20 protein-coding genes are annotated in these 20,883 nt (G+C 62.2%); 9 read left to right on the top strand and 11 right to left on the bottom strand.

Going from position 1 to position 20,883, the window contains the following annotated elements; translation table 11 throughout:
* Window positions 1–672 carry a GNAT family N-acetyltransferase gene (locus ATH90_RS12665; RefSeq protein WP_098466398.1) on the top strand — a complete coding sequence of 224 codons (672 nt, stop codon included), beginning with the start codon at window positions 1–3 and terminating at the stop codon, window positions 670–672.
* A gap of 64 nt (window positions 673–736) precedes the next feature.
* Here ATH90_RS12665 and ATH90_RS12670 read toward each other — a convergent pair whose 3' ends face one another.
* Window positions 737–1,330: a TetR/AcrR family transcriptional regulator gene (locus ATH90_RS12670; protein ID WP_034104767.1), complete on the bottom strand. Its 594-nt coding sequence runs from the start codon at window positions 1,328–1,330 to the stop codon at window positions 737–739.
* Between the two features lie 69 nt (window positions 1,331–1,399).
* Between ATH90_RS12670 and ATH90_RS12675 the strand changes: the two genes are divergently transcribed.
* On the top strand, window positions 1,400–1,999 hold the full coding sequence (locus ATH90_RS12675) for an NAD(P)H-dependent oxidoreductase (protein WP_034104769.1): 600 nt from the start codon (window positions 1,400–1,402) through the stop codon (window positions 1,997–1,999).
* Between the two features lies 1 nt (window position 2,000).
* Here the strand turns inward: ATH90_RS12675 and ATH90_RS12680 are convergent, their stop codons facing one another.
* From ATH90_RS12680 to ATH90_RS12695, 4 genes are all read right to left on the bottom strand, one after another.
* Window positions 2,001–2,390: a hypothetical protein gene (locus ATH90_RS12680; RefSeq protein ID WP_034104772.1), complete on the bottom strand. Its 390-nt coding sequence runs from the start codon at window positions 2,388–2,390 to the stop codon at window positions 2,001–2,003.
* A 32-nt stretch (window positions 2,391–2,422) separates the two neighbouring features.
* The gene (locus ATH90_RS12685) at window positions 2,423–3,679 is read right to left on the bottom strand and encodes a 3-phosphoshikimate 1-carboxyvinyltransferase (protein WP_098466399.1); all 1,257 of its coding nucleotides are present in this window, start codon (window positions 3,677–3,679) and stop codon (window positions 2,423–2,425) included.
* Window positions 3,680–3,973: 294 nt separating this feature from the next.
* Window positions 3,974–4,528, bottom strand: coding sequence for a UPF0149 family protein (locus ATH90_RS12690; protein ID WP_034104774.1), 555 nt, complete (start codon window positions 4,526–4,528; stop codon window positions 3,974–3,976).
* A 97-nt stretch (window positions 4,529–4,625) separates the two neighbouring features.
* A complete protein-coding gene (locus ATH90_RS12695) occupies window positions 4,626–5,873 on the bottom strand; it encodes a chloride channel protein (protein WP_098466400.1) in 1,248 nt (415 codons plus the stop codon).
* Window positions 5,874–6,065: 192 nt separating this feature from the next.
* Between ATH90_RS12695 and ATH90_RS12700 the strand changes: the two genes are divergently transcribed.
* Together ATH90_RS12700 and nudC are read left to right on the top strand one after the other, a co-directional pair.
* Complete coding sequence (locus tag ATH90_RS12700; protein ID WP_098466401.1) at window positions 6,066–6,878, top strand: crotonase/enoyl-CoA hydratase family protein; 813 nt, start codon at window positions 6,066–6,068, stop codon at window positions 6,876–6,878.
* A 5-nt stretch (window positions 6,879–6,883) separates the two neighbouring features.
* A complete protein-coding gene (gene nudC, locus ATH90_RS12705) occupies window positions 6,884–7,717 on the top strand; it encodes an NAD(+) diphosphatase (RefSeq protein ID WP_098466402.1) in 834 nt (277 codons plus the stop codon).
* Here nudC and ATH90_RS12710 read toward each other — a convergent pair.
* From ATH90_RS12710 to ATH90_RS12720, 3 genes are all read right to left on the bottom strand, one after another.
* Window positions 7,685–8,464, bottom strand: coding sequence for a TSUP family transporter (locus ATH90_RS12710; protein ID WP_034104782.1), 780 nt, complete (start codon window positions 8,462–8,464; stop codon window positions 7,685–7,687). The genes nudC and ATH90_RS12710 overlap by 33 nt on opposite strands.
* Before the next feature lie 115 nt (window positions 8,465–8,579).
* A complete protein-coding gene (gene pcsA, locus ATH90_RS12715; protein WP_034104783.1) occupies window positions 8,580–9,299 on the bottom strand; it encodes a phosphatidylcholine synthase in 720 nt (239 codons plus the stop codon).
* A gap of 149 nt (window positions 9,300–9,448) precedes the next feature.
* Window positions 9,449–10,363, bottom strand: coding sequence for a class I SAM-dependent methyltransferase (locus ATH90_RS12720; protein WP_098466403.1), 915 nt, complete (start codon window positions 10,361–10,363; stop codon window positions 9,449–9,451).
* Window positions 10,364–10,554: 191 nt separating this feature from the next.
* Between ATH90_RS12720 and mdeB the strand changes: the two genes are divergently transcribed.
* The gene (mdeB, locus tag ATH90_RS12725) at window positions 10,555–13,221 is read left to right on the top strand and encodes an alpha-ketoglutarate dehydrogenase (protein WP_098466404.1); all 2,667 of its coding nucleotides are present in this window, start codon (window positions 10,555–10,557) and stop codon (window positions 13,219–13,221) included.
* Between the two features lie 67 nt (window positions 13,222–13,288).
* Here mdeB and ATH90_RS12730 read toward each other — a convergent pair whose 3' ends face one another.
* The gene (locus tag ATH90_RS12730) at window positions 13,289–13,777 is read right to left on the bottom strand and encodes a DUF1289 domain-containing protein (RefSeq protein WP_034104790.1); all 489 of its coding nucleotides are present in this window, start codon (window positions 13,775–13,777) and stop codon (window positions 13,289–13,291) included.
* A gap of 91 nt (window positions 13,778–13,868) precedes the next feature.
* Window positions 13,869–15,119 carry a ribonucleotide-diphosphate reductase subunit beta gene (locus ATH90_RS12735; RefSeq protein WP_034108883.1) on the bottom strand — a complete coding sequence of 417 codons (1,251 nt, stop codon included), beginning with the start codon at window positions 15,117–15,119 and terminating at the stop codon, window positions 13,869–13,871.
* A 321-nt stretch (window positions 15,120–15,440) separates the two neighbouring features.
* Between ATH90_RS12735 and fae the strand changes: the two genes are divergently transcribed.
* From fae to ATH90_RS12755, 4 genes are all read left to right on the top strand, one after another.
* Complete coding sequence (gene fae / locus ATH90_RS12740) at window positions 15,441–15,953, top strand: formaldehyde-activating enzyme (RefSeq protein WP_098466405.1); 513 nt, start codon at window positions 15,441–15,443, stop codon at window positions 15,951–15,953.
* A gap of 10 nt (window positions 15,954–15,963) precedes the next feature.
* Complete coding sequence (locus ATH90_RS12745; RefSeq protein ID WP_098466406.1) at window positions 15,964–16,998, top strand: aldo/keto reductase; 1,035 nt, start codon at window positions 15,964–15,966, stop codon at window positions 16,996–16,998.
* Window positions 16,995–18,428, top strand: coding sequence for an NAD-dependent succinate-semialdehyde dehydrogenase (locus ATH90_RS12750; protein WP_098466407.1), 1,434 nt, complete (start codon window positions 16,995–16,997; stop codon window positions 18,426–18,428). The genes ATH90_RS12745 and ATH90_RS12750 overlap by 4 nt, the downstream gene beginning before the upstream one ends.
* Before the next feature lie 153 nt (window positions 18,429–18,581).
* Window positions 18,582–19,958, top strand: coding sequence for an MFS transporter (locus ATH90_RS12755; protein ID WP_098466408.1), 1,377 nt, complete (start codon window positions 18,582–18,584; stop codon window positions 19,956–19,958).
* Here ATH90_RS12755 and ATH90_RS12760 read toward each other — a convergent pair.
* Entirely contained in the window at window positions 19,905–20,780 is an 876-nt protein-coding gene (locus ATH90_RS12760; RefSeq protein WP_098466409.1) for a LysR substrate-binding domain-containing protein, read from the bottom strand. The genes ATH90_RS12755 and ATH90_RS12760 overlap by 54 nt on opposite strands.
* Between the last annotated feature and the right edge of the window lie 103 nt (window positions 20,781–20,883).

Genomic DNA, 20,883 nt, shown 5'->3' on the forward strand with positions numbered 1-20,883 from the left:
ATGTACAGCCTTACCCGCTACACCACGCCATGCCCGGAGCCTATCAACGGCCAGATCCTGCAGATGGTGGTGGACAACCTCACCGACATCAGCAGCGTGGCGCTGCCGCCGAGCAACCTGTTGTACAACATCTACCAGTACGCCATTGGCTTTGAGGTGCACCTGTACCTGGAAGCGCTGGACGGCACCAAGGGCATTGCCGTCGAGTTGGTCGTGGCGATGGAAGCGGAAAAACTCATCGGCTTTTGCCTGTACCTGCCCGTGAAGGACGACCCAGACGCCTGCGGCATTGCGTTCATGGCCGTGCAAGTCGGCTATCGGCGCCAGGGCGTGGCACGCGCAATGATGCGCGACGTGTTGAGTCGCTATCCCCACGCGGAACTGGCGTGCTCGGTGGAGAAAGTGCCTGCGTTTGAAGGCATGGGCTTCCAGGTACGCGGTGCACGGGGCACGCAGGTGCTGATGAATACGCGGGAATACGGCACTGATGGCCTGATGGGCGTGCTGGACGTGGCGTCGATCTACCGCTCACTGGAAGTGCAGCAGATCCATACCTACCTGCTGCAAAAGCACGGCAAGCGCGCCATGATCGATGCAGAGAAACAACGCGACCGTCACCTTGATCAACTGGCGCGCAAGGTGCAACGCTTCATACAAGGCAACCCTCTGTAGGCGCGGCCTTGCCGGCGATTAAACACCCGTCGCTGCGGTTTATTCCCCACCTGCCAGCCATTATTTAGTCGCGGCCGCGATTGACCATCGCCAGGATGATCGCGAGCAATTCCTGCTGCGCTTCTTCACGGCTGATCTCGCCGCTGGCCGCTGCCTGGGACAACGCCTCTGCGGCCCCCAGCATTGCCCTCAAACCCGCTTGGTTGATGCGGCCAAAGGGCGACAGCGCGTCGCGGCACTTGTCGAGGAAGATCGCCTCGTACTGACGCTTGAGGGCTTCCAGTTCCGGTGAGCTGCTGAGCGCGGCTATCACCCCCGGAATTTCCCGGCCCTGCAATAACACGCAGTCCACATAGGCCTCGGCGATCACCCAGGCACGGTCTTCAAGGGTGGCGTTGCTGGCTGCGATGGCGTTGGCGAAGACTTGATCCTGCCGGGCATCAAAGTCCTCGTACAACGCGGCCAGCAAGCCGCCGCGCGAAACGAAGTGATCATAGACCACCGGCTTGGTCACGCCCGCCAGTTCCGCCAGGCGGCCGAGGGTCAGGGCTTCGGTGCCTTCCTCGCGCACCAGTTGCCAGGCCACCTCCAACAATTGGCGCAGGCGATCTTCACGGGACAGGCGACGACGTGGGGCAGGGGATTCACTGCTTGACATGCTTATATACCAAAAGTAACTTACTAATCGTAACTTACGCCTAGGCTAACCCCAAAGGGAGTCAATGTCATGCACGCACTCATCGTCGTGGCTCATCACGACCCGCAATCCCTCACCCACAGCGTGGCGACGCAGGTGGCCGCCGGCCTCGCTGCCGCTGGCCATACCTTCGAAGTCGCCGACATTGCCGCCGAAGGCTTCGACCCGCGCTACACCGCCGCCGACCACGCGGTGCATCGCACCCGCGCCACGCCACCGGCCGACGTGCTGGCCGAGCAGGCCCGCATCGACCGCGCCGATGCGCTGGTGCTGGCGTTCCCGATTTACTGGTGGTCGCTGCCGGGCCTGCTCAAGGGCTGGATCGATCGCGTTTTCATCAACGGTTGGGCCATCGATTACGGCCCGGATACGCCGGTGGTGAAAAAATTGCAGCACTTGCAGGTGCATCTGCTGGCCCTGGGTGCGGCGGATGACGATGCGTTTGATCGACACGGCTATGCCAAGGCGATGCGCACGCAGATCGACTACGGGATCTTCGATTACTGCGGCGCGCAGGTGCTGACGTCGGCGTTGTTGCTGGAAACCGAAAGCGGCGGGGCACAGGCGCATCTGGACAAGGCCAGGGCGCTGGGCGAAGGCTTGTTCGAGACGCAGGCAGTCGCGGGTTGATTCAACCGTCGCGGAACAGGTCGTGGGCGTCCAACAGGCGGTAGGCGATTTCCGGACGTTTCTCCATGCCCCGGCGGATGGCTGCCGGTATGGACTGGCGGGTCTTGCGGCACATGCCCGGCAGCTCGTCGATCACGATCTGGATGCCGCGCATGCTCTTGACCTCGGTGTGGCCGGGGGCGACATGCACGCGGATGCCCAATAGCTCGTACATCCGCTGCTGCATGTGCTCCAGGTCTTGCAGGCTCTTGAGGTCTTCAAGCCGGTCGAGCAGTTTCTTCTCTTCCTGGCGCGTCAGGTTGAGGATGCGCAGGTCGGCACCGGGTGCTTGCAACAGTTGCTCACGGTCGCAGACGCACGCGCCGGGTGGGCAGGGTTGGCGAATTGTCATGTGCAGTGCCTCCCCATTCCGACGCCGATCCTTTAATAGGTCAACTGAACCCCGAGACTGCCCAAGGCCTTCCAGTATTCAGGATAGGTCTTGGCCACGCAGTCAGGGTCCTGAATGCGGATCCCCGCGACTTTCAGCCCCGCCAGCGCAAAGCACATGGCGATGCGATGGTCGGCGTGGGTGTCGATCAGCGCGTTGCACACGGTACCCGCCAGGGCCGGATCGCTGGCCACCAGCAGGTCGTCGCCTTCGATGGTCGCCAGGCCGGGACGTATCTCGTTCAGGCCATCATGCAGGGCCTGGACGCGGTCACACTCCTTGACCCGCAGGTTGGCCAGCTCGGTGAAGCGCACCGGGGTGTTGTTGAACGCGGCGAGCACCGCCAAGGTCGGGATGGCGTCCTGCATCTGCGAGCCTACGACTGTGGCTTGCATGTTCGGGAACTGCGCGATCACCGCCTGGGCCTTGGCGTCCGGCTGGGTGAAGTCTTGCGCGGCCACGCCGATATCGATTCGACCACCGGTCAGCACTTCGGCGGCCCACAGGTAGGTGGCGGCAGAGGCATCTGGCTCGATCAAGTAATCATGGGCGGTGTAGCCGGTCGGGGCGACGCGCCAGGTGGTGTCGTTGACGGCTTCAACCTGGGCGCCGAAGGCACGCATGCAATCGAGTGTCAGGTCGACATAGCCACGGGCACCGATGTCCTTGCCGGTCAGCGCCACTTCGATCGGCGCTTCGCCGCAGGCCGCGAGCATCAGCAGGGCCGACACGTATTGGCTGGACAAGCCGCCGTCGATCTCGAAGCGCTTGGCTTTGATCTTGCCCACGCCGTTCACGGTGACCGGTGGGCAACCGGTGGGGCTGGCGACCTGGATACCGTTCTGGCCGAGTGTTTCGAGCAGCGGCCCGATCGGGCGTTTTTGCATGTAGTCATCGCCGTCCAGCACCACGGTGCCTTCAACGGTGGCCACGGCGGCGGTGAGGAAGCGCATGGCGGTGCCGGCATTGCCGAGGAACAGTGGCTGCGCCGGCAGGTGCAGTTTGCCGTGGCCGGTGACCACGAAGGTGGTGTCGTCGGGTTCGTCGATGGTCACGCCCATTTGGCGCAGGGCCACCGACATATGGCGTGTATCATCGCTCTTCAGGGCGCCGCTGAGACGGCTGGTGCCCTTGGCCAGGGCTGCCAGCAACAGGGCGCGGTTGGTAATGGATTTGGAGCCGGGGGGCGCGACCTTGCCATTGAGGGGGAAGTTGGGCGGTGTAACGGTCACGGTTTTCTGCGAACTCAAGGTACAAGGCTCCTGATTCAAGGCAAGGTGGGACGGAGTGGCCGACGGGCGGACTTGAATAATCGGGTATAGACGCTGTGCTTGTCGAGCTTGGGGGCGTTGTCGCTGATATTTATTGGGTGTACGTCGATCTGACGGTGGGCGCTGGCTTGCCTGCGATGGCGGTCTTCGGGTCGCTGTCGAATTCCGGCCAGCGTGTTTGTTTGATGGGGCGCCTCAGATCAAGATCTACAGCACTCAGGTCTGACAGCCGGCCTGAGTGGTTCGGGCAAAAGCCGGGACGTCCTGCAGCCTTTATCGCTTTGCCAACCAATAATCATGCAGCGCCCGCGCTGCCGGTTCGAGTTCGCTGACGCGCTGCTGGTGTGCTTGCACGTCCAGGTTGGCGGGCAGTTCGAAGTTGTCCTGCTCGGCGCACCAGGAGATTTTTTCCAGAAGCGCCGCCTGTTCTGCCGGCAGTTCCGGCCAGCTGCCGATGGCTGCGCCGCGGATGTAGCCAAAGCACCATTCTTCGGCCAGGGTGACGGTCTGGCCCTGATGTTCGGTTTCGTCGAAACGAGCCTTGAAGCCTTGGGCGTTGGTGGCCAGTTGGCTTGCCACGGTGTTGAGGTGGCGCACGCACAGTTCGAGGAAACTTTGTGCTTCGTCCATGTTGTCCCACTCCGGGTTCTGGCCGCCCCAGATCGCCGGGAACCACTCAGCCACGTCCACCTGGGCCGGGCTGGACACCAGTGCGGTGAAGTAGCCGTCGAGTTCGGCCAGGTTCAGCACCGAGTGGTCGTCGCCGTACTTGAGCAGGGTGTTTTCGATGAATTCGAATTCGGCCGGGGTGAGGGGCTGGGCGTGCATGGGCATATCCTTTAAACGTCGAGCGCCGCGAAAGGGGCGGCTTAAAGCGCGAAGGATGGCGTGTGTGCAGGGTTTAATCCAGCTTTTTGCGGCGTTTTTACGTGCTCCGCTGGCACAGCTTGCTGACGCAGGCTGAACCCACTACCGCAAGGATGATCGGCACCAGGAAGTCATGGTCGATGCGCGTGAATTCCGCCACCAGCACAATTGCGGTCAGCGGCATGCTCATGCTGGCGGCAAGGAAGGCCGCGGCGCCGATGATCGCAAACGCGCCGAGGGGTACACCTGGCCATGCCAGGCTCCAGGCGCCACCCAGGATGATTGCCAGCAGCGCACCGATGGCCAGGCCGGGGGTGAGCAGTCCGCCTTCGGCGCCGGCACGCAGGCTGCTGGTGGTGATCAGCACCTTGACCACCAACAGCAGCGCGGCCAGGCCAATCGTCAGTTCACTGTCGAAACCCAGTTGCGCCGGGCCTTTGCCATTGCCGAGGATTTGCGGCAACAGCATCGCCAGGCCGCCGATGAACGTGAAGTTGATCAACGCCAGCACCGGCAGGCGCCAGCCGCGTGCGGCGCGTGCCCTCGCAGCGCCGGCCAGGCGAGTAAAACCATAGGCGGCCAGCCCAAACACAGGGCCGCACACCACCGCCCAGGTGATCAGCGCCGGGCTCAGCACAAAATGCGGCACTGCGTATTGCGACTCCGCCCCCAGACCGATCCACGCCACCGCCGCGCCAATCGCCGAGGTGGCCAACGCTATCAGCGCCGCCGGCCAACTGAACGCGCCCACCAGCACCTCCAGCACGAACACCGCGCCGCCCAACGGCACGTTGTAGACCGCCGCGAGGCCCGCGCCGGCACCACAAGCGACGATCAACCGGTGGTGGTCCGGGGTCAACCGTGCGCGCTGGGACAGCCAGCTGCCGGCCAGCGCGCCAACTTCCCGTGGCGCCACTTCGCGGCCCAGGGGCGAGCCAAGGGCCACGGTGATGATCTGCAGCAAGGCGTGGGCGAGGGTGGTCTTGGGCGGCATGATCGGCGTCTCTTCGGACACTGCCTGCTTGATGCTCACCAGCGGCCGGCCGTAGCGGTAAAGCGCCCACCAGCCAAGGCCGGCTAACAATCCGCACACCACCAGCACCGCCAAGCGCCGTTCGGGCGCGGCGGCCGTCACCCCCCATAGAAAGGTTTCATGGCTGACCAGGCTGTCGAGGCTGTAGCCATACGCCAGGTGCTGGACGCCATGCAGCAGCAGCGCCAGCAGCATGCCGCCGAGGCCGGCGCCAATGCCGGTGAGCACGACCACCAGGGCCAGAATCAATGATGAACGGAACGTGGACGGCATAAACGGCTCCAGGCTGTGGCCCAGAGTGTATAACCGATAATCCGGGGCTCCTGGATGAAATGTATCGGCCTGCCCCGAACCACGCGCTCATACCATCGCGTTACTGTTGCCCGTCCCGTTTTTGGCCGATGTGCCGTTGCGCTCCCTTGTTATAGTTCGGGCCTTATCACTCGCCAGTCAGGGATCACTGCCATGTCCGAATACCAAGCTTTCGTCGTCGAACTCGCCGGCAACGTTGCCCATGTGCAGATCAACCGCCCGGAAAAGATCAACGCGATGAACGCGGCGTTCTGGACCGAAATCATCGACATCTTCCAATGGGTCGAAGACACCGACGCTGTCCGCGCCGTGGTCCTCAGCGGGGCCGGCAAGCATTTCTCCTCTGGCATCGACCTGATGATGCTGGCCTCGGTGGCCAATGAGTTTGGCAAGGACGTCGGCCGCAATGCGCGCCTGCTGCGTCGCAAGATTCTTGAGCTGCAAGCCTCGTTCAATGCCGTCGACAACTGCCGCAAGCCGGTGCTGGCGGCGATCCAGGGTTACTGCATCGGCGGTGCCATCGACCTGATCAGCGCCTGTGACATGCGCTACGCCGCTGAAGGCGCACAGTTCTCGATCAAGGAAATCGACATCGGCATGGCCGCCGATGTTGGCACCCTGCAGCGCCTGCCGCGCATCATCGGTGACGGCATGCTGCGTGAACTGGCCTACACCGGTCGCCAGTTCGGCGCCGACGAAGCGCGCAGCATTGGCCTGGTCAATCGTGTCTATCCCGATCAGGACAGCCTGTTGGCCGGCGTGATGGAAATCGCCCACGACATCGCCGCCAAATCGCCGATTGCGGTGACCGGCACCAAGGCCATGATCAGCTACATGCGTGACCATACAGTCAATGATGGCTTGGAATACGTTGCCACCTGGAACTCGGCTATGTTGCAATCCAACGACCTGCGCGTGGCCATCGCGGCCCACATGAGCAAGCAGAAACCCGAATTCGTGGATTGACCGACATGACCCCAGGCTGGATTACTACAACGCTGCTGGACAACGAAACCCCCGGCGGCTGGGCCGTTGCCCGTAGCCGCGACGGCTTTTTGCATGACACCAATGGCCCGCTGTTCCCCCGGGAATGGCTCAAGCGCCAAGACCTGTCGGTGTTTGCCGAACACGGTATCGGCCACCTCGACGGTGAGCCGGTGTACCTGCTGGAACTCGACTCCGCCGGTGAGGTGCCAGGCTGCAGTTGGCAAGGCCTGCGGGGCTTCATGCTGCAAGGCGATCACACCCTGTACAAAGTGCTGGGTTACGCCGCGCAGATTGGCACCTGGGCACGGGAGCATCGGTTTTGCGGCAGTTGCGGCCAGGCCATGGTCCAGGTGCCACGTGAACGCGCGATGTATTGCCAGGCCTGTGACCTGCGCAGCTACCCACGAATCTCGCCGAGCATGATCGTGCTGGTGACCCGTGGCGACGAGATCCTGCTCGCGCGTTCGCCACGCTTTGTCACGGGGGTGTACAGCACGCTGGCAGGGTTTGCAGAGCCGGGTGAGTCGGCCGAAGACTGCCTGATCCGCGAGGTACGCGAGGAGGTGCAAGTGGAGGTCAAGAACATCCAGTACATGGGCAGCCAGTGCTGGCCGTTCCCTCATTCGATGATGCTCGGCTTCCATGCCGAGTACGCCGGTGGCGACATCGTGCCCCAGGCCGACGAGATCGAGGACGCGCAGTGGTTCAACATCCACGACCTGCCGCCATTGCCGGCGCCACGCTCGATTGCGCGTTACCTGATCGATCTCTACCTGGCCCGTCGATTAGGCCACGCTGAACCAGTGTTGCCAGGCTAGGCGCACCGTCAGGCCGAGGACCACGGTGATGAATACCGGGCGAATGAATTTGGCGCCGCCGCTGATCGCGCTGCGTGCGCCGAAGAACGCGCCACACATCACTGACACGCCCATGGCCAGGCCGACGATCCAGTCCACCGAACCGTTGAAGATAAACACCGACAGCGCCGCCGCGTTGCTGACGAAGTTCATGCTGCGCGCCACGCCGCTGGCCTTGACCAGGTCGATAGGGTGCAGCAGCATCGTGCTGACGGTCCAGAACGCCCCAGTGCCAGGCCCCGCCACGCCATCGTAGAAGCCCAGGCCGAAGCCCTGGGTGGATTGCCACTTCTTCTTGATCGGTGCATCGGCATCCAGCGGCGCCTTGGGCGTGCCACCGAACAGCAGGTACACGCCGCAGGCGAACACGATCACCGGCAGCATCTTGTTCAGGGTTTCAGCCGGCAGGTAGTGCGCGACCACCGCGCCAGCCAGTGCGCCCACCAGCGTACCGACGATGGCGTGCACCCACTGGCGCGGGTGGAACAGCTTGCGGCGATAGAAGGTAAAACTGGCCGTGGCCGAACCGAAGGTGGAACTGAGCTTGTTGGTACCCAGTACCAGGTGCGGCGGCATGCCGGCGGTGAGCAAGGCGGGGGTGGTGAGCAGGCCGCCGCCACCGGCGATGGCGTCGATGAAACCGGCGATAAAGGCGACAACCGCCAGGATGGCAAGGGTGGTGAGGTCTACGCTGAGTTCGAAGGGCATTGGCTGGGCTTATTATTGGCAGGGCGCTAAGCGAAAGGCCGCCATCTTACTCGTCCGCTATACGCAAATCCAAATGTGGGAGCGGGCAAGCCCGCTCCCACAGGGTTAACCGCGATCAGCCGTGACGTTTTTCCAGCCACTCCAGCGCCGTGCGCCAGATACAGATCCCCAGGAAGTACGCCGACATCAGCGACCACAACCCAAACGTCCAGGGGTTGGTATTCGGGTGGTCCACCACCATCAAGAAACTGCACAGCAACCAGATGGTGGTCACGGCGATGTTGATTGGCATAAAGCGCTTCACCCGGAACGGATGCAGGAACTTCATCGGCGTCACGGTCAGCAGCGCCAGGCCAATCACGGTGAGCAAGGTGACCCAGGCTTCCGGCTGGATGATATAGACGCACAGCGCAACCACGTTCCACGCGGCGGGGAAACCGACGAAGTAGTTGTCCTTGCTCTTCATGTTCACGTTGCAGAAGCAAAACAGTGACGACACCAGGATCACCGAGACGGTAAACAGGTGGGTGAAGTCCGGCAGATCGATATAGCGATAGATGAACAGTGCCGGAATAAACACGTAGGTGAGGTAATCGATCACCAGGTCCAGCACCGAGCCATCGAAGCTCGGCAATACCGTGCTGACATTCACCCGTCGCGCCAGCGAGCCATCGACACCGTCCACCACCAGCGCCAGGCCCAGCCACAGCAGGCAGGCCTTGGGTGAGTTTTCCAGCAGCGCCAGGGTGGCCAGGAAGGCCAAGACCACGCCGGTGGCGGTAAAGCCGTGGGCGCCCCAGGCTTTGAGTCTGGCTACATGCAGGGTCGATATCACGGGCGGTTCTCCAAAAGGTGAAACAGGGCAGCCGACAACGTGACGCCGTCGAGTCTGGCCGAGGAATGCAGGTATCGACCGGGAAGAGGGTAAGAAGGTTCACCACCCCGGTGTATCACTTAGCGTAGCAAGCGTAGGACGTTTCGGCATCAACCCTGGCGGAACACCAATGCCTTTAAGCCACTTTGTGCGTCGATATCCGGAAATTCCGGTGGGTTTTCCAAGCGCTCCACGAAGCGCAGGCCGGGTGCTTCGCGGGTGACGCCGTCGATCAGGAAATCTTCGCCGAAGGCCGGGTCGTTCATGCAGGCCAGCACGGTGCCCCGTGGCGTGAGCAGATCCGGCAGGCGGCGCAGCACCCGCTGGTAGTCCTTTGTCAGCAGGAAGCTGCCTTTCTGAAAGGACGGCGGGTCGATGATCACCAGGTCGTAGGGGCCGCTGTTGGTTACCTTGGCCCAGGACTTGAACAGGTCGTGGCCCAGGAAACTGACCTTGCCCAGGTCATGACCATTGAGGCGATGGTTGTCGCGGCCACGACTCAGGGCGCCGCGGGCCATGTCCAGGTTCACCACATGGTCGGCGCCGCCTTCGATGGCCGCCACGGAAAAGCCGCAGGTGTAGGCAAACAGGTTGAGCACCCGCTGGCCCTTTGCCTGGTCGCGCACCCAGTTGCGCCCGTAGCGCATGTCGAGGAACAGCCCGCTGTTCTGTTTTTTACCCAAGTCGATCAGGTAGCGCAGGCCGCCTTCGGTGATCGTCAGCTCGTCGACGGGCTCGCCCACCAGCCACTCGGTGGTGCTTTGCGGCAGGTAGCGATGTTGCAGGGCGACGGTGTAACTGCCGAACTGGGTGTGCAACAGCTGTTTCAAGGCTTGCAGCTGCGCAGCGTCGGGCTCCTTGAACAACGACACCAGCAGCACGCCTTGCAACCAGTCCACTGTGAGTTGCTCCAGGCCTGGCCAGCAACGGCCACGGCCATGGAACAAGCGCCGGGTTTCAGCTGGTGGGGTAGCCAGGGCGGTCAGCAAGTGGGTATGCAGGGTGGCGAGTGCGTCTGGGGTCATCGTTAAACGTCAGTCATTGAGCGGGCGGCATTTTAAACACAATTGCGAGAGCAGCGGGTGCTTGAGCACAACGTGCTGGGAAAAGACCGATTGGCAGTGATTCATGCTCAAAATTCAGTATTCGGCGCCTGATAACAGGCAAAAAATCCTTCAGTGCCGACATAAACTGGAAAAAAAGCCCGGAGGTGCCCATGAACGGTTTCACACATGCAGTGACTGACCAGCAAGAACTGGATGAATGGCGCGATGCCCTCGCTTCGCTGGTCGCCAACGCCGGCCCCGAGCGGGCGCGACAGATCCTCGACCTGCTGGCCGAGGACGCCAGCGCTGCGCACATCGACTGGAAACCGCGCCACGGCACGCCTTATATCAATAGCATCAGCGTGGCGCAGCAACCGGCGTTCCCCGGCGACCTCGCCACCGAAGAGCGCCTGGCCTCATTGGTCCGCTGGAACGCGCTGGCGATGGTGGTGCGTGCCAATCAGGCCTACGGCGAACTCGGCGGCCATATCGCCAGTTACGCCAGTGCGGCGGACTTGTTCGAAGTGGGTTTCAACCACTTTTTTCGCGCCCGCAACCCAGGGTTTGGCGGCGACCTGGTGTTCTACCAGCCGCATTCAGCCCCCGGTATTTATGCCCGTGCGTTCCTTGAGGGGCGCTTGAGTGAAAACGATCTGGGCCACTATCGGCAGGAGATCGGCGGGCCGGCCGTTGGCGCACGCGGGCTGTCCAGCTACCCGCACCCGTGGTTGATGCCCGATTTCTGGCAATTCCCCACCGGTTCCATGGGTATCGGCCCGATCAGCTCGATTTTCCAGGCGCGCTTCATGCGCTATCTGCAGCACCGCGGCTTGCAGGACACCACCGACCGCCATGTCTGGGGCGTATTCGGCGACGGCGAGATGGATGAACCGGAAAGCATGTCGGCCCTGACCCTGGCCGCCCGCGAAGGCCTGGACAACCTCACGTGGGTGGTCAACTGCAACCTGCAACGCCTCGACGGCCCGGTGCGCGGCAATGGCCGTATCATCGATGAACTGGAAGCGTTGTTTGCCGGCGCCGGCTGGAATGTCATCAAGCTGGTGTGGGGCTCGGACTGGGATGCCTTGCTGGCCAACGACACGGACGGTGCGCTGGTCCATACCTTGTCCAACACCGTCGACGGGCAGTTCCAGACCTTCGCCGCCAAGGACGGTGCCTACAACCGAGCGCACTTTTTCGGTCAGAGTGAATCACTGGCCCGACTGGTCGAGGGCATGAGTGATGAGCAGATCGACCGCCTCAAGCGTGGCGGCCACGACATGGTCAAGATCCACGCGGCCTACCACGCGGCACGTCGGAGCAAGGGCAAGCCCACGGTGATCCTGGCGCAAACCAAAAAGGGCTTCGGGATGGGCGAAGCCGGGCAGGGCAAGATGACTACCCACCAGCAGAAGAAACTCGACCGCGAGGCATTGATCGCATTCCGCAACCGCTTCCAGTTGCCGCTGACCGATGAGCAGGCCGAGTCCCTGAGCTTCTTCAAACCCGCGCCGGACAGCCTGGAATCACGTTACTTGCATCAGCGCCGCCAGGCGTTGGGCGGCTACGTGCCCAGTCGCGGCCAAACCGCGGCCCCCGTCGCCGTGCCGGCCGTGTCGGGCTACGCCGGATTCGCCACGGCCGCCGACGGCAAGGAAATGTCCACCACCATGGCCTTCGTGCGCATGCTCACCCACTTGCTCAAGGACAACGCCCTGGGCCCGCGCATCGTGCCCATCGTTGCCGATGAAGCGCGCACGTTCGGCATGGCCAACCTGTTCAAGCAGATCGGTATTTATTCCAGTGTCGGCCAGCGCTACGAGCCAGAGGACATTGGTTCGATCCTCAGCTACCGCGAAGCCACCGACGGGCAAATCCTCGAGGAGGGCATCAGCGAAGCCAGCGCTATCAGCTCCTGGGTCGCGGCGGCCACCAGCTACTCGGTGCATGGCCTGCGCATGTTGCCGTTCTACATTTATTACTCGATGTTCGGGTTCCAGCGCGTGGGCGACCTGATCTGGGCCGCCGCCGACCAGCGTGCCCGTGGTTTCCTGCTGGGTGCTACGGCCGGGCGCACCACCCTGGGTGGCGAAGGCTTGCAACATCAGGACGGCAGCAGCCATCTCACGGCCGCCACCGTGCCCAACTGCCGCGCCTACGACCCGGCGTTCGCCGGGGAATTCGCGGTGATCCTCGACCACGGCATGCGCCAGATGTTGGAGCACGATGTGGACGAGTTCTACTACGTGACCCTGATGAACGAAAACTACCCGCAGCCCAGCCTGCCCGATGGCGTTGAAGCGGCGATCATCAAGGGCATGTACCGCCTGCAGGGCGCGACCGGCGCGCGCGTGCGCCTGTTGGGTTCCGGCACGCTGGTGCGCGAAGCCCAGGCGGCGGCACATTTGCTGGCGCAGGATTGGCAGGTGGCGAGCGAGGTGTTCAGCGTGACCAGTTTCAGCGAACTGGCGCGGGACGCGCGGGAGGTGGAGCGGTGGAATCGCTTGCATCCGCAGGCTGCTGCACGGGTCAGCCATGTGAATGATTGCTTGCCCAACGGCGCGCCGGTGATCGCAGTGTCCGACTATGTGCGGGCAGTGCCACAGATGATCGCGTCGTACCTGGACTCTCCCTACACCGTGCTCGGCACTGACGGCTTTGGCCGCAGTGATACACGGGCGGCGTTGCGGGATTTTTTCGAGGTGGATCGCCATCATCTCGTGCTGGCAGCGCTGACGGCGTTGGTGGAGCAGGGCAGCCTGGAGCCGCTGGTGTGCCAACAGGCCATTGAGCGGTATGGCCTGCAGGCGGAACGCGAAGCGTCCTGGAACACTTGAACCGGTCGGCGCGCGGCTTGCCGGTGATGGCGATCTTACAGACGTCATCGCCGGCAAGCCGGGCCGGCTAAAGGGTGGCGATCAGGGCGGGGCCGAATGCTTCCTTCAGAAAACCTGGGGCGATGTACCGCTCGTAATGGGCCTCGGACAGCAGGAAAAACTCCCGGTCAATCGCGTCGCGCAAGTCCGCCAGGCTGCGTTCGCGAAACTCCGGCAGCAATGCCAGCCCATACGCATCCAGCTTGGAAATCACCCGCGCACCCCGGGCAATCAGCTGGTACGCCCAGCAGTACGGCGATTGGTGCGGCATGAAACGAATCTTGCGATTTTCCAGTTGCTGGCGCAGCAGGTGCGCATCAAACACCTCAAGCTTGCTGGTCATCACTTGCACCAGCAACTGCTCAAGGCGCAGCCACACCGCCTGCTTTTCCTCGGCGTTGTAGCCGTTCCACTGGATCACTTCGTGGTGGTAACGCTTGCAGCCCCGGCAGACCAGGTCCCCGTAAACGGTGGAGCACAGGCCGACACAAGGCGTCTTGATGGGTTGATTGGGCATAAGAAGGCAATGTGCAAAATCTGTAGAACACCACGGACCCAATGTGGAAGCGAGCAAGCCCGCCCCCACATTTCCAGATCCACGTCGTGGGTTAGTCCCAGCTCAGCGCGCCGCCGGTCTGGTACTCGATCACACGGGTCTCGAAGAAGTTTTTCTCTTTCTTCAAGTCCATGATCTCGCTCATCCACGGGAACGGGTTGGTGGTGCCTGGATACTCTTCCTTCAAGCCAATCTGCGACAGGCGACGGTTGGCGATGAACTTGAGGTAATCCTCCATCATCGCCGCGTTCATGCCCAACACGCCGCGCGGCATGGTGTCACGTGCGTATTCGATCTCCAGTTGCGTCCCCTGCAGGATCATCTGGGTGGCTTCTTCCTTCATCTCGGCATCCCACAGGTGTGGGTTTTCGATTTTGATCTGGTTGATCACGTCGATACCGAAGTTCAAGTGCATCGACTCATCGCGCAGGATGTACTGGAACTGCTCGGCGACGCCGGTCATCTTGTTGCGGCGGCCCATGGACAGGATCTGGGTGAAGCCGCAGTAGAAGAAGATGCCTTCCAGGACGCAGTAGTAGGCGACCAGGTTGCGCAGCAGTTCCTTGTCGGTCTCGACGGTGCCGGTTTCGAACTTCGGATCGGAGATCGAGCGGGTGTACTTCAGGCCCCAGGCTGCCTTTTTGGCGACCGATGGAATCTCGTGGTACATGTTGAAGATCTCGCCTTCATCCATGGCCAACGATTCGATGCAGTACTGGTAGGCGTGGGTGTGGATCGCTTCTTCGAAGGCCTGGCGCAGGATGTACTGGCGGCACTCGGGGTTGGTGATCAGGCGGTACACGGCCAGCACCAGGTTGTTCGCGACCAGGGAGTCGGCGGTGGAGAAGAAGCCGAGGTTGCGCATGACGATGCGACGTTCGTCGTCGGTCAGGCCTTCGGGGTTTTTCCACAGGGCGATGTCGGCGGTCATGTTGACCTCTTGCGGCATCCAGTGGTTGGCGCAGCCGTCGAGGTACTTCTGCCAGGCCCAGTCGTATTTGAAGGGCACGAGTTGGTTGAGGTCGGCGCGGCAGTTGATCATGCGCTTTTCGTCAACGGCGACGCGGGCGGCGGAGCCTTCGAGTTCAGCGAGGCCTTCGGCGACGTCGAGTTTGTCCAGCGCAGCCTTGGCGCGCACGATGGCGGCGGAGTCGTTGGCAGTCACGTTGCGGGCTTCCAGCGCGGCAGCGGCACCGGCGCCGTCAAGGCGATCCATGTTGGCTTCGCTGGCATGGCCGGCGTTGGCGCCCTTGATCACCGCTGCACCGGTGTCTTCGTTGTCGACTTCATCCCAACTCAGCATTGAAATACTCCTTCCTGATCCGTTCTGACGGTGTGTGAACCCGTCCAAAAATATGCAATTTGCAGGCTACTAGGCATTGAAATACTGCGCATAGTGTGGTCGATAAATACGCATGCTGCACACTATGTAGTGGTCTGTTCTGTTTGTGGGCACACTATATGGTGTGTAGTAACGATGGTCAACGACACAAGCCGGCATCGATCGTCGCAGGGGTATGAGCAAAACTCACAGCCCCATGACTTTTAATGGTTACGGCCACTTTCACCGCCAGTGCTAAAAAATCGCCAACCAGCTCCCATAACAACAATGAGCGTTTGCGCAATGAAAACACTGGATCTCTACATCGGCGAAGGTTTCGAAGGCCCGGGTGTCAACGCGGCCCACATCAACATCCTGATCGGCCCCCGCAACGGCCCGGCCGGCCAGGCATTTGCCAACAGCCTGGCCTCCCCAAGCCAGGGACACTGCCCCTTCATGGTGATTGCCCAGCCGAATATCCCGGTCAAGCCCATGACCCTGTACGTCAACAAGGCCGAAATCAGCAGCGACCTACACGGCAACGCCACCTGGGGTGCCTCCCAGGCCGGCATCGCCAAGGCGGTGCTCGAAGCCTTGCTCGACGGCACCTTGCCACCCGAAGCCGAAGACGAATGGGCCATCGTCACCGCCAACTGGGTCAACCCGGCCTGCGATGACCTGGATGCGGTCTACCTGAACAACTATAACGCCTGCCGCACGGCGATCCGTGCCGCCTTGACCGGGACGCCGTACACCGCGCAGTTGGCTGACGTGGTCAACCACATCAGCAACCCTTTCTACACGCCAAAGGCTTGAGGAGACTCCCATGCAATACATCCGTTTGGGCAACTCCGGCCTGCAAGTCTCGCGCCTATGCCTGGGCACCATGAACATGGGCACCCCGGACTGGAAACCATGGATCTTCGACGAAAAGCAAAGCGAGCCCATCGTCGCCCACGCCTTGGACAATGGCGTCAACTTCATCGACCTGGCTGACTTCTACTCCGCTGGCGTCGGCGAGGAAGTAGTGGGGCGCATCCTCAAGCGCGTGGCGCGGCGCGAGGACATCGTGGTCACCACCAAAGTCGGCTACGGCACCCGCAGTGGCATCAACGCCAGCGGTCACTCGCGCAAGCACATCATGGACAGCATCGACGCCTCCCTAAGTCGCCTGGGCATGGATTACGTCGACGTGTTCATGCTGCATTACTTCGACGTGAACACCCCGGTGGAAGAAACCATGAACGCGCTGAACGACATCGTGCGTGCCGGCAAGGCGCGCTACATCGGCGTATCCACCATGCTCACCGGCCAACTGGCGAAGATCCTCATGGCCTGCGAGCGTAATGGCTGGGTCAAGCCGATTAACATGCAACTGCAACTGAACTGCGCCTACCGCGAGGAAGAGCGCGAGATGATTCCGTTCTGCCGCGACCAGGGACTGGGCGTCTCGGTGTTCAGCCCGCTGGCCCGTGGCCTGCTCACCGGTGAGGTGCAATCGACGCGCAACCAGACCGATTTCTTCACCCAGCAGATGTACAGCGACCAAGCGTCGTTCGACATCGCCCATTCGGTACAACGTGTGGCCCGCGCCCGTGGTGTGTCCAACGCACAGATCGCCCAGGCCTGGGTCGCCCACCATCCAGGCGTCGATGTGATGCTGGTCGGCGCCGACACCACCGAGCAATTCGACAGCGCACTGGCAGCCCTCGATACCCAGCTGGATGCCGAGGAACTCCACGAGCTCGAACGCAACTACACCCCGTGCGATGTGATCAACGACTACACCGCCGGCAAGCGCATCCTGCGTGCGGCCCGTCCGGGCCTGGACCGTTTCAACCTGATCGAGGCCGTGGCATGAACCCGCTGATCCGTACCGGCAACTACATCGACGGCCAATGGTCCAGTGGCGGCCCGACCTACCCGGTAGTCAACCCGGCCAATGGCGCGCTGATTACTGATGTACAGCGCGCCGCTGCCGAAGAAACGAACCTGGCTATCGACGCCGCCGAACGTGCGCTGCCTGCCTGGCGCAAGCTGACTGCCAAGGAACGCAGCCAGCGCCTCAAGCGCTGGAGCGAACTGATGCTCAGCAACCAGCAGGACCTGGCCCGTTTGCTGAGCCTGGAACAGGGCAAGCCCCTGGCCGAAGCCATGGGCGAAGTGGTCTACGCCGCGAGCTTCCTGGAGTGGTTCGGCGAAGAAGCCAAGCGCGCCTATGGTGATGTGATCCCGAGCCACAAGGCGGATGCGCGCATCATCGTGGTCAAGGAGGCTATCGGTGTAGTCGCGGCGATCACGCCGTGGAACTTCCCCCTGGCCATGGTCACTCGCAAGGTCGGCCCGGCGCTGGCGGCGGGGTGCACCATGATCCTCAAGCCATCGGAGGAGACGCCCTTGTCGGCATTTGCCCTGGCGGTATTGGCCGAGCAGGCGGGGATTCCGGCCGGCGTGTTCAACATCGTCTCCGGCGATGCCGTGGCGATTGGCGGTGCGCTGCAAGCTTCCAGCGTGGTGCGCAAGCTGTCGTTCACCGGCTCCACGCGCACCGGCAAACTGCTGATGCGCCAGGCGGCGGATACGCTTAAAAAGGTCTCGCTGGAACTGGGCGGCAACGCGCCGTTTATCGTGTTTGACGACGCCGACCTCGACGCCGCCGTCAAAGGTGCCATGGCTTCCAAGTTCCGCAACACCGGGCAGACCTGCGTGTGCGTCAACCGCTTCTTTATCCAGGACGGCGTGTACGACGCCTTCACCCGCAAGCTGGCCGAGGCCGTCAGCGCCATGCGTGTCGGCAGCGCGCTGGACGGCGAAACCGAACAAGGCCCACTGATCAACGCTGCCGCCCTGGCCAAGGTCGAAGCCCATGTGGGTGACGCATTGGAGAAGGGCGCCAGGCTGCTGTGCGGGGGCCGTCGCCATGCCTTGGGCGGCACTTTCTTCGAGCCGACCATCCTCACCGAAGCCCACGGCGATATGCTTATCGCCCAGGAAGAAACCTTCGGTCCCGTAGCTGCGTGCTTGCGTTTCAACGATGAGGCCGAAGTGCTGCAACGCGCCAACGACACGCCGTTCGGTTTGTCCGCGTACTTCTACAGCCGTGACATCGGCCGCGTGTGGCGCATGGCCGAAGGCCTGGAAGCCGGCATGGTCGGCATCAATGAAGGGATTATTTCTACGGAAGTCGCGCCATTCGGCGGCATCAAGGAATCAGGTCTGGGCCGTGAAGGCTCCAAGTACGGCCTGGATGACTACCTGGAGATCAAATACCTGTTGATGGGCGGTCTCTGAACCACCGCCGATTCCCTGTAGGCGCTGGCTTGCCGGCGATGAGGGTGGGTCAGCTTGCCTATGGGCTACTGATACACCGCAATCGCCGGTAAGCCAGCGCGTACAAGGGCTTCCCGTCGTTACTCCGTCAAGAACAACAATAGGGAGAACACCATGACTGCTCAATCCGTCAAAATCGACGATCTGCCAATCGGCCGCTTTCACCTGAAAATTGCCGGCCTGACCTTCGGCGCGCATTTTACCGACGGCTATATCCTCGGCCTGATCGGCATTGCCTTCACCCTGCTTAGCCCACAAATGCAACTGGATGCCTTCTGGCAAGGCCTGATCGGTGCTTCGGCCCTGATCGGTCTGTTTCTGGGCAGCCTGTTTTTCGGCTGGATATCCGACACCCTCGGCCGGCAGAAAATTTTCCTGGTCAGCTTTGTGCTGATCACCGTGGCCTCGGTGATGCAGTTCTATGCCGAGACGGCCATGGGGCTGTTGCTGTGCCGGATCCTGATTGGCATAGGCCTGGGCGGCGACTTCAGTGTCGGGCACGCCATGCTCGCCGAGTTTTCACCGAAGAAACATCGCGGCGTATTGCTCGGGTCGTTCAGCGTGATCTGGACCTTCGGCTACGTGGCCGCGACCTTTGTCGGCACCGCGATGCTCAGCCTGGGCGACGATGCCTGGCGCTGGATGCTGGCATCGTCGGCGATTCCCGCCGGCTTGATCCTGATCGCGCGCATTGGCACCCCGGAATCGCCACGCTGGCTGGTCAACCGTGGACGCATTGCCGAAGCCCGCGCCATCGTCAAGAAACACCTGGGCGAGCACGTGGTGCTGGACGAAGAACCGTCCGCGCAGACCCGCTCTGGCTACGGGGTGCTGTTCAGCCGTGAATACCGCAAGCGCACAGCGTTCAATTGCCTGTTCTTTGTGTGCATCGTGATGCCGTATTTCGCGATCTATACCTTCCTGCCGTCGATCCTGCAGAAGATGGGCCTGTCCCAAGGCTTTGGCACCGAGCTGCTGCTTAACCTGCTGCTGATTGTCGGCGCCCTGATCGGAATAGGGTGCACAGTGAAGTTTTCGCGCCGGGGATTTTTGATCAATTCGTTCATCATCCTCGCGGCGGCGCTGTTTCTCTTGGCGGTGTTGCCGGGAAGCATGGCGTGGTTGATGGTGCTGACCTTCGGCGTATTCACCTTGGTACTGTCAGCGGTGAGCAACCTGGTGGGTGTGTTCCCCGCAGAAAGCTTCCCCACCGAAGTGCGCGCCAGCGGTATCGGCCTGGCCACAGCGGTCAGCCGTCTGGGGTCGGCGATCAGTACCTTCCTGTTGCCGGTGAGCGTGGCCGGAATCGGCTTGAGCCCGACCATGGGCATTCTCGCGGCGATCCTGGTGTTTGGTGCAATCATCTCCTGGGCCTGGGCCCCGGAAACCAAGGCGTTGACCTTGAGCCAAGCGTGCAAGGCCGAGGCGCCGCCGGTGTCAGGGGTTGCTGACTTGCCCCAGCCACTGCGTAAACAACCGAACCTTGGATAAACCCTGTTTTTCCGTCGCCACATCCAGCCAATAGCCATAAGGACCGATCACTTCCACGGGGGTGATCGGCAACAGGCTGCCGTTGGCCAGTTCACGTTCGATCATCTGCCGATCGATCACCGCTAAGCCACCGCCTGCCAGGGCGGTATGGATCACTTGGTCGAGGGTGCTGAATTCCAGGCCCTGGTCCGCATCAATATCGTCTCGGCCCATGGCCGCCAGCCAGTTCTCCCAGACTCTCAAGCGTTTGCCGTCGTGCAGGATATGCAGCAGTGGGTAGCGCCGCAGGTCTGGCGGCTGGCCGTTGCTGAACAACTCGGGGCTGGCCACGGCGATGTGACGTTCCATCACCAACAGTTCGCTGCTGCAATGGGCCGCCGGATCCAGGCCGAAGCGGATCTGGCAGTCGATTTCCGCCAGGCTGTCGTGGGTCGCCTGGTGCGTGACACTGAGGTTGATATCCGGGTAGCGCTCGCAGAAACGCCGCAAATGCGCGGACAACCAACGCGTCGCCCAGGTCGGCGGCGCGACAATGCGCAGGCGCTGGCGCAGGTTGGGCACGCGCACGGCTTGCAGGGCGCGCTCGATATGGTCGAAGGCGTCGCTCAGGTGCGGGGACAGGGCGAAGCCGACTTCGGTGAGTGACAGCCCCTGGGGAGTGCGGATGAAGAGGGCGACGCCGAGGTAGTCTTCCAGTTGCTTGATCTGGCGGCTCACCGCGCCTTGGGTCACGTTGAGGCCCACGGCAGCTTGGCTGAAGCTGCGGTGGCGGGCGACTTCTTCGAAGATGCGGAGCATGTTGAGGGAAGGCAGTTGGCGCATGGGGTATTCCACACATTGTTTTTAGAGTGTTTGTGCTGGCCTTATCGGGGGCAAGCCCCCTCCCACAGTTTGACCGCACCGCCGATCAAGTGTGGGAGCTGGC

This window comes from Pseudomonas lurida, from assembly GCF_002563895.1.
Lineage (GTDB): Bacteria > Pseudomonadota > Gammaproteobacteria > Pseudomonadales > Pseudomonadaceae > Aquipseudomonas > Aquipseudomonas lurida.

What these genes read in the sequence shown, in the direction of transcription:
- mdeB (WP_098466404.1), top strand. Translation starts at nt 10,555, where the DNA reads ATGAACGGTTTCACACATGCAGTGACTGACCAGCAAGAACTGGATGAA.
- ATH90_RS12735 (WP_034108883.1), bottom strand. Translation starts at nt 15,119, where the DNA reads ATGCTGAGTTGGGATGAAGTCGACAACGAAGACACCGGTGCAGCGGTG.
- ATH90_RS12700 (WP_098466401.1), top strand. Translation starts at nt 6,066, where the DNA reads ATGTCCGAATACCAAGCTTTCGTCGTCGAACTCGCCGGCAACGTTGCC.
- ATH90_RS12750 (WP_098466407.1), top strand. Translation starts at nt 16,995, where the DNA reads ATGAACCCGCTGATCCGTACCGGCAACTACATCGACGGCCAATGGTCC.
- ATH90_RS12720 (WP_098466403.1), bottom strand. Translation starts at nt 10,363, where the DNA reads ATGACCCCAGACGCACTCGCCACCCTGCATACCCACTTGCTGACCGCC.
- ATH90_RS12760 (WP_098466409.1), bottom strand. Translation starts at nt 20,780, where the DNA reads ATGCGCCAACTGCCTTCCCTCAACATGCTCCGCATCTTCGAAGAAGTC.
- ATH90_RS12670 (WP_034104767.1), bottom strand. Translation starts at nt 1,330, where the DNA reads ATGTCAAGCAGTGAATCCCCTGCCCCACGTCGTCGCCTGTCCCGTGAA.
- ATH90_RS12755 (WP_098466408.1), top strand. Translation starts at nt 18,582, where the DNA reads ATGACTGCTCAATCCGTCAAAATCGACGATCTGCCAATCGGCCGCTTT.
- ATH90_RS12690 (WP_034104774.1), bottom strand. Translation starts at nt 4,528, where the DNA reads ATGCACGCCCAGCCCCTCACCCCGGCCGAATTCGAATTCATCGAAAAC.
- ATH90_RS12695 (WP_098466400.1), bottom strand. Translation starts at nt 5,873, where the DNA reads ATGCCGTCCACGTTCCGTTCATCATTGATTCTGGCCCTGGTGGTCGTG.
- nudC (WP_098466402.1), top strand. Translation starts at nt 6,884, where the DNA reads ATGACCCCAGGCTGGATTACTACAACGCTGCTGGACAACGAAACCCCC.
- ATH90_RS12730 (WP_034104790.1), bottom strand. Translation starts at nt 13,777, where the DNA reads ATGCCCAATCAACCCATCAAGACGCCTTGTGTCGGCCTGTGCTCCACC.
- ATH90_RS12745 (WP_098466406.1), top strand. Translation starts at nt 15,964, where the DNA reads ATGCAATACATCCGTTTGGGCAACTCCGGCCTGCAAGTCTCGCGCCTA.
- fae (WP_098466405.1), top strand. Translation starts at nt 15,441, where the DNA reads ATGAAAACACTGGATCTCTACATCGGCGAAGGTTTCGAAGGCCCGGGT.
- ATH90_RS12665 (WP_098466398.1), top strand. Translation starts at nt 1, where the DNA reads ATGTACAGCCTTACCCGCTACACCACGCCATGCCCGGAGCCTATCAAC.
- ATH90_RS12680 (WP_034104772.1), bottom strand. Translation starts at nt 2,390, where the DNA reads ATGACAATTCGCCAACCCTGCCCACCCGGCGCGTGCGTCTGCGACCGT.
- ATH90_RS12675 (WP_034104769.1), top strand. Translation starts at nt 1,400, where the DNA reads ATGCACGCACTCATCGTCGTGGCTCATCACGACCCGCAATCCCTCACC.
- ATH90_RS12710 (WP_034104782.1), bottom strand. Translation starts at nt 8,464, where the DNA reads ATGCCCTTCGAACTCAGCGTAGACCTCACCACCCTTGCCATCCTGGCG.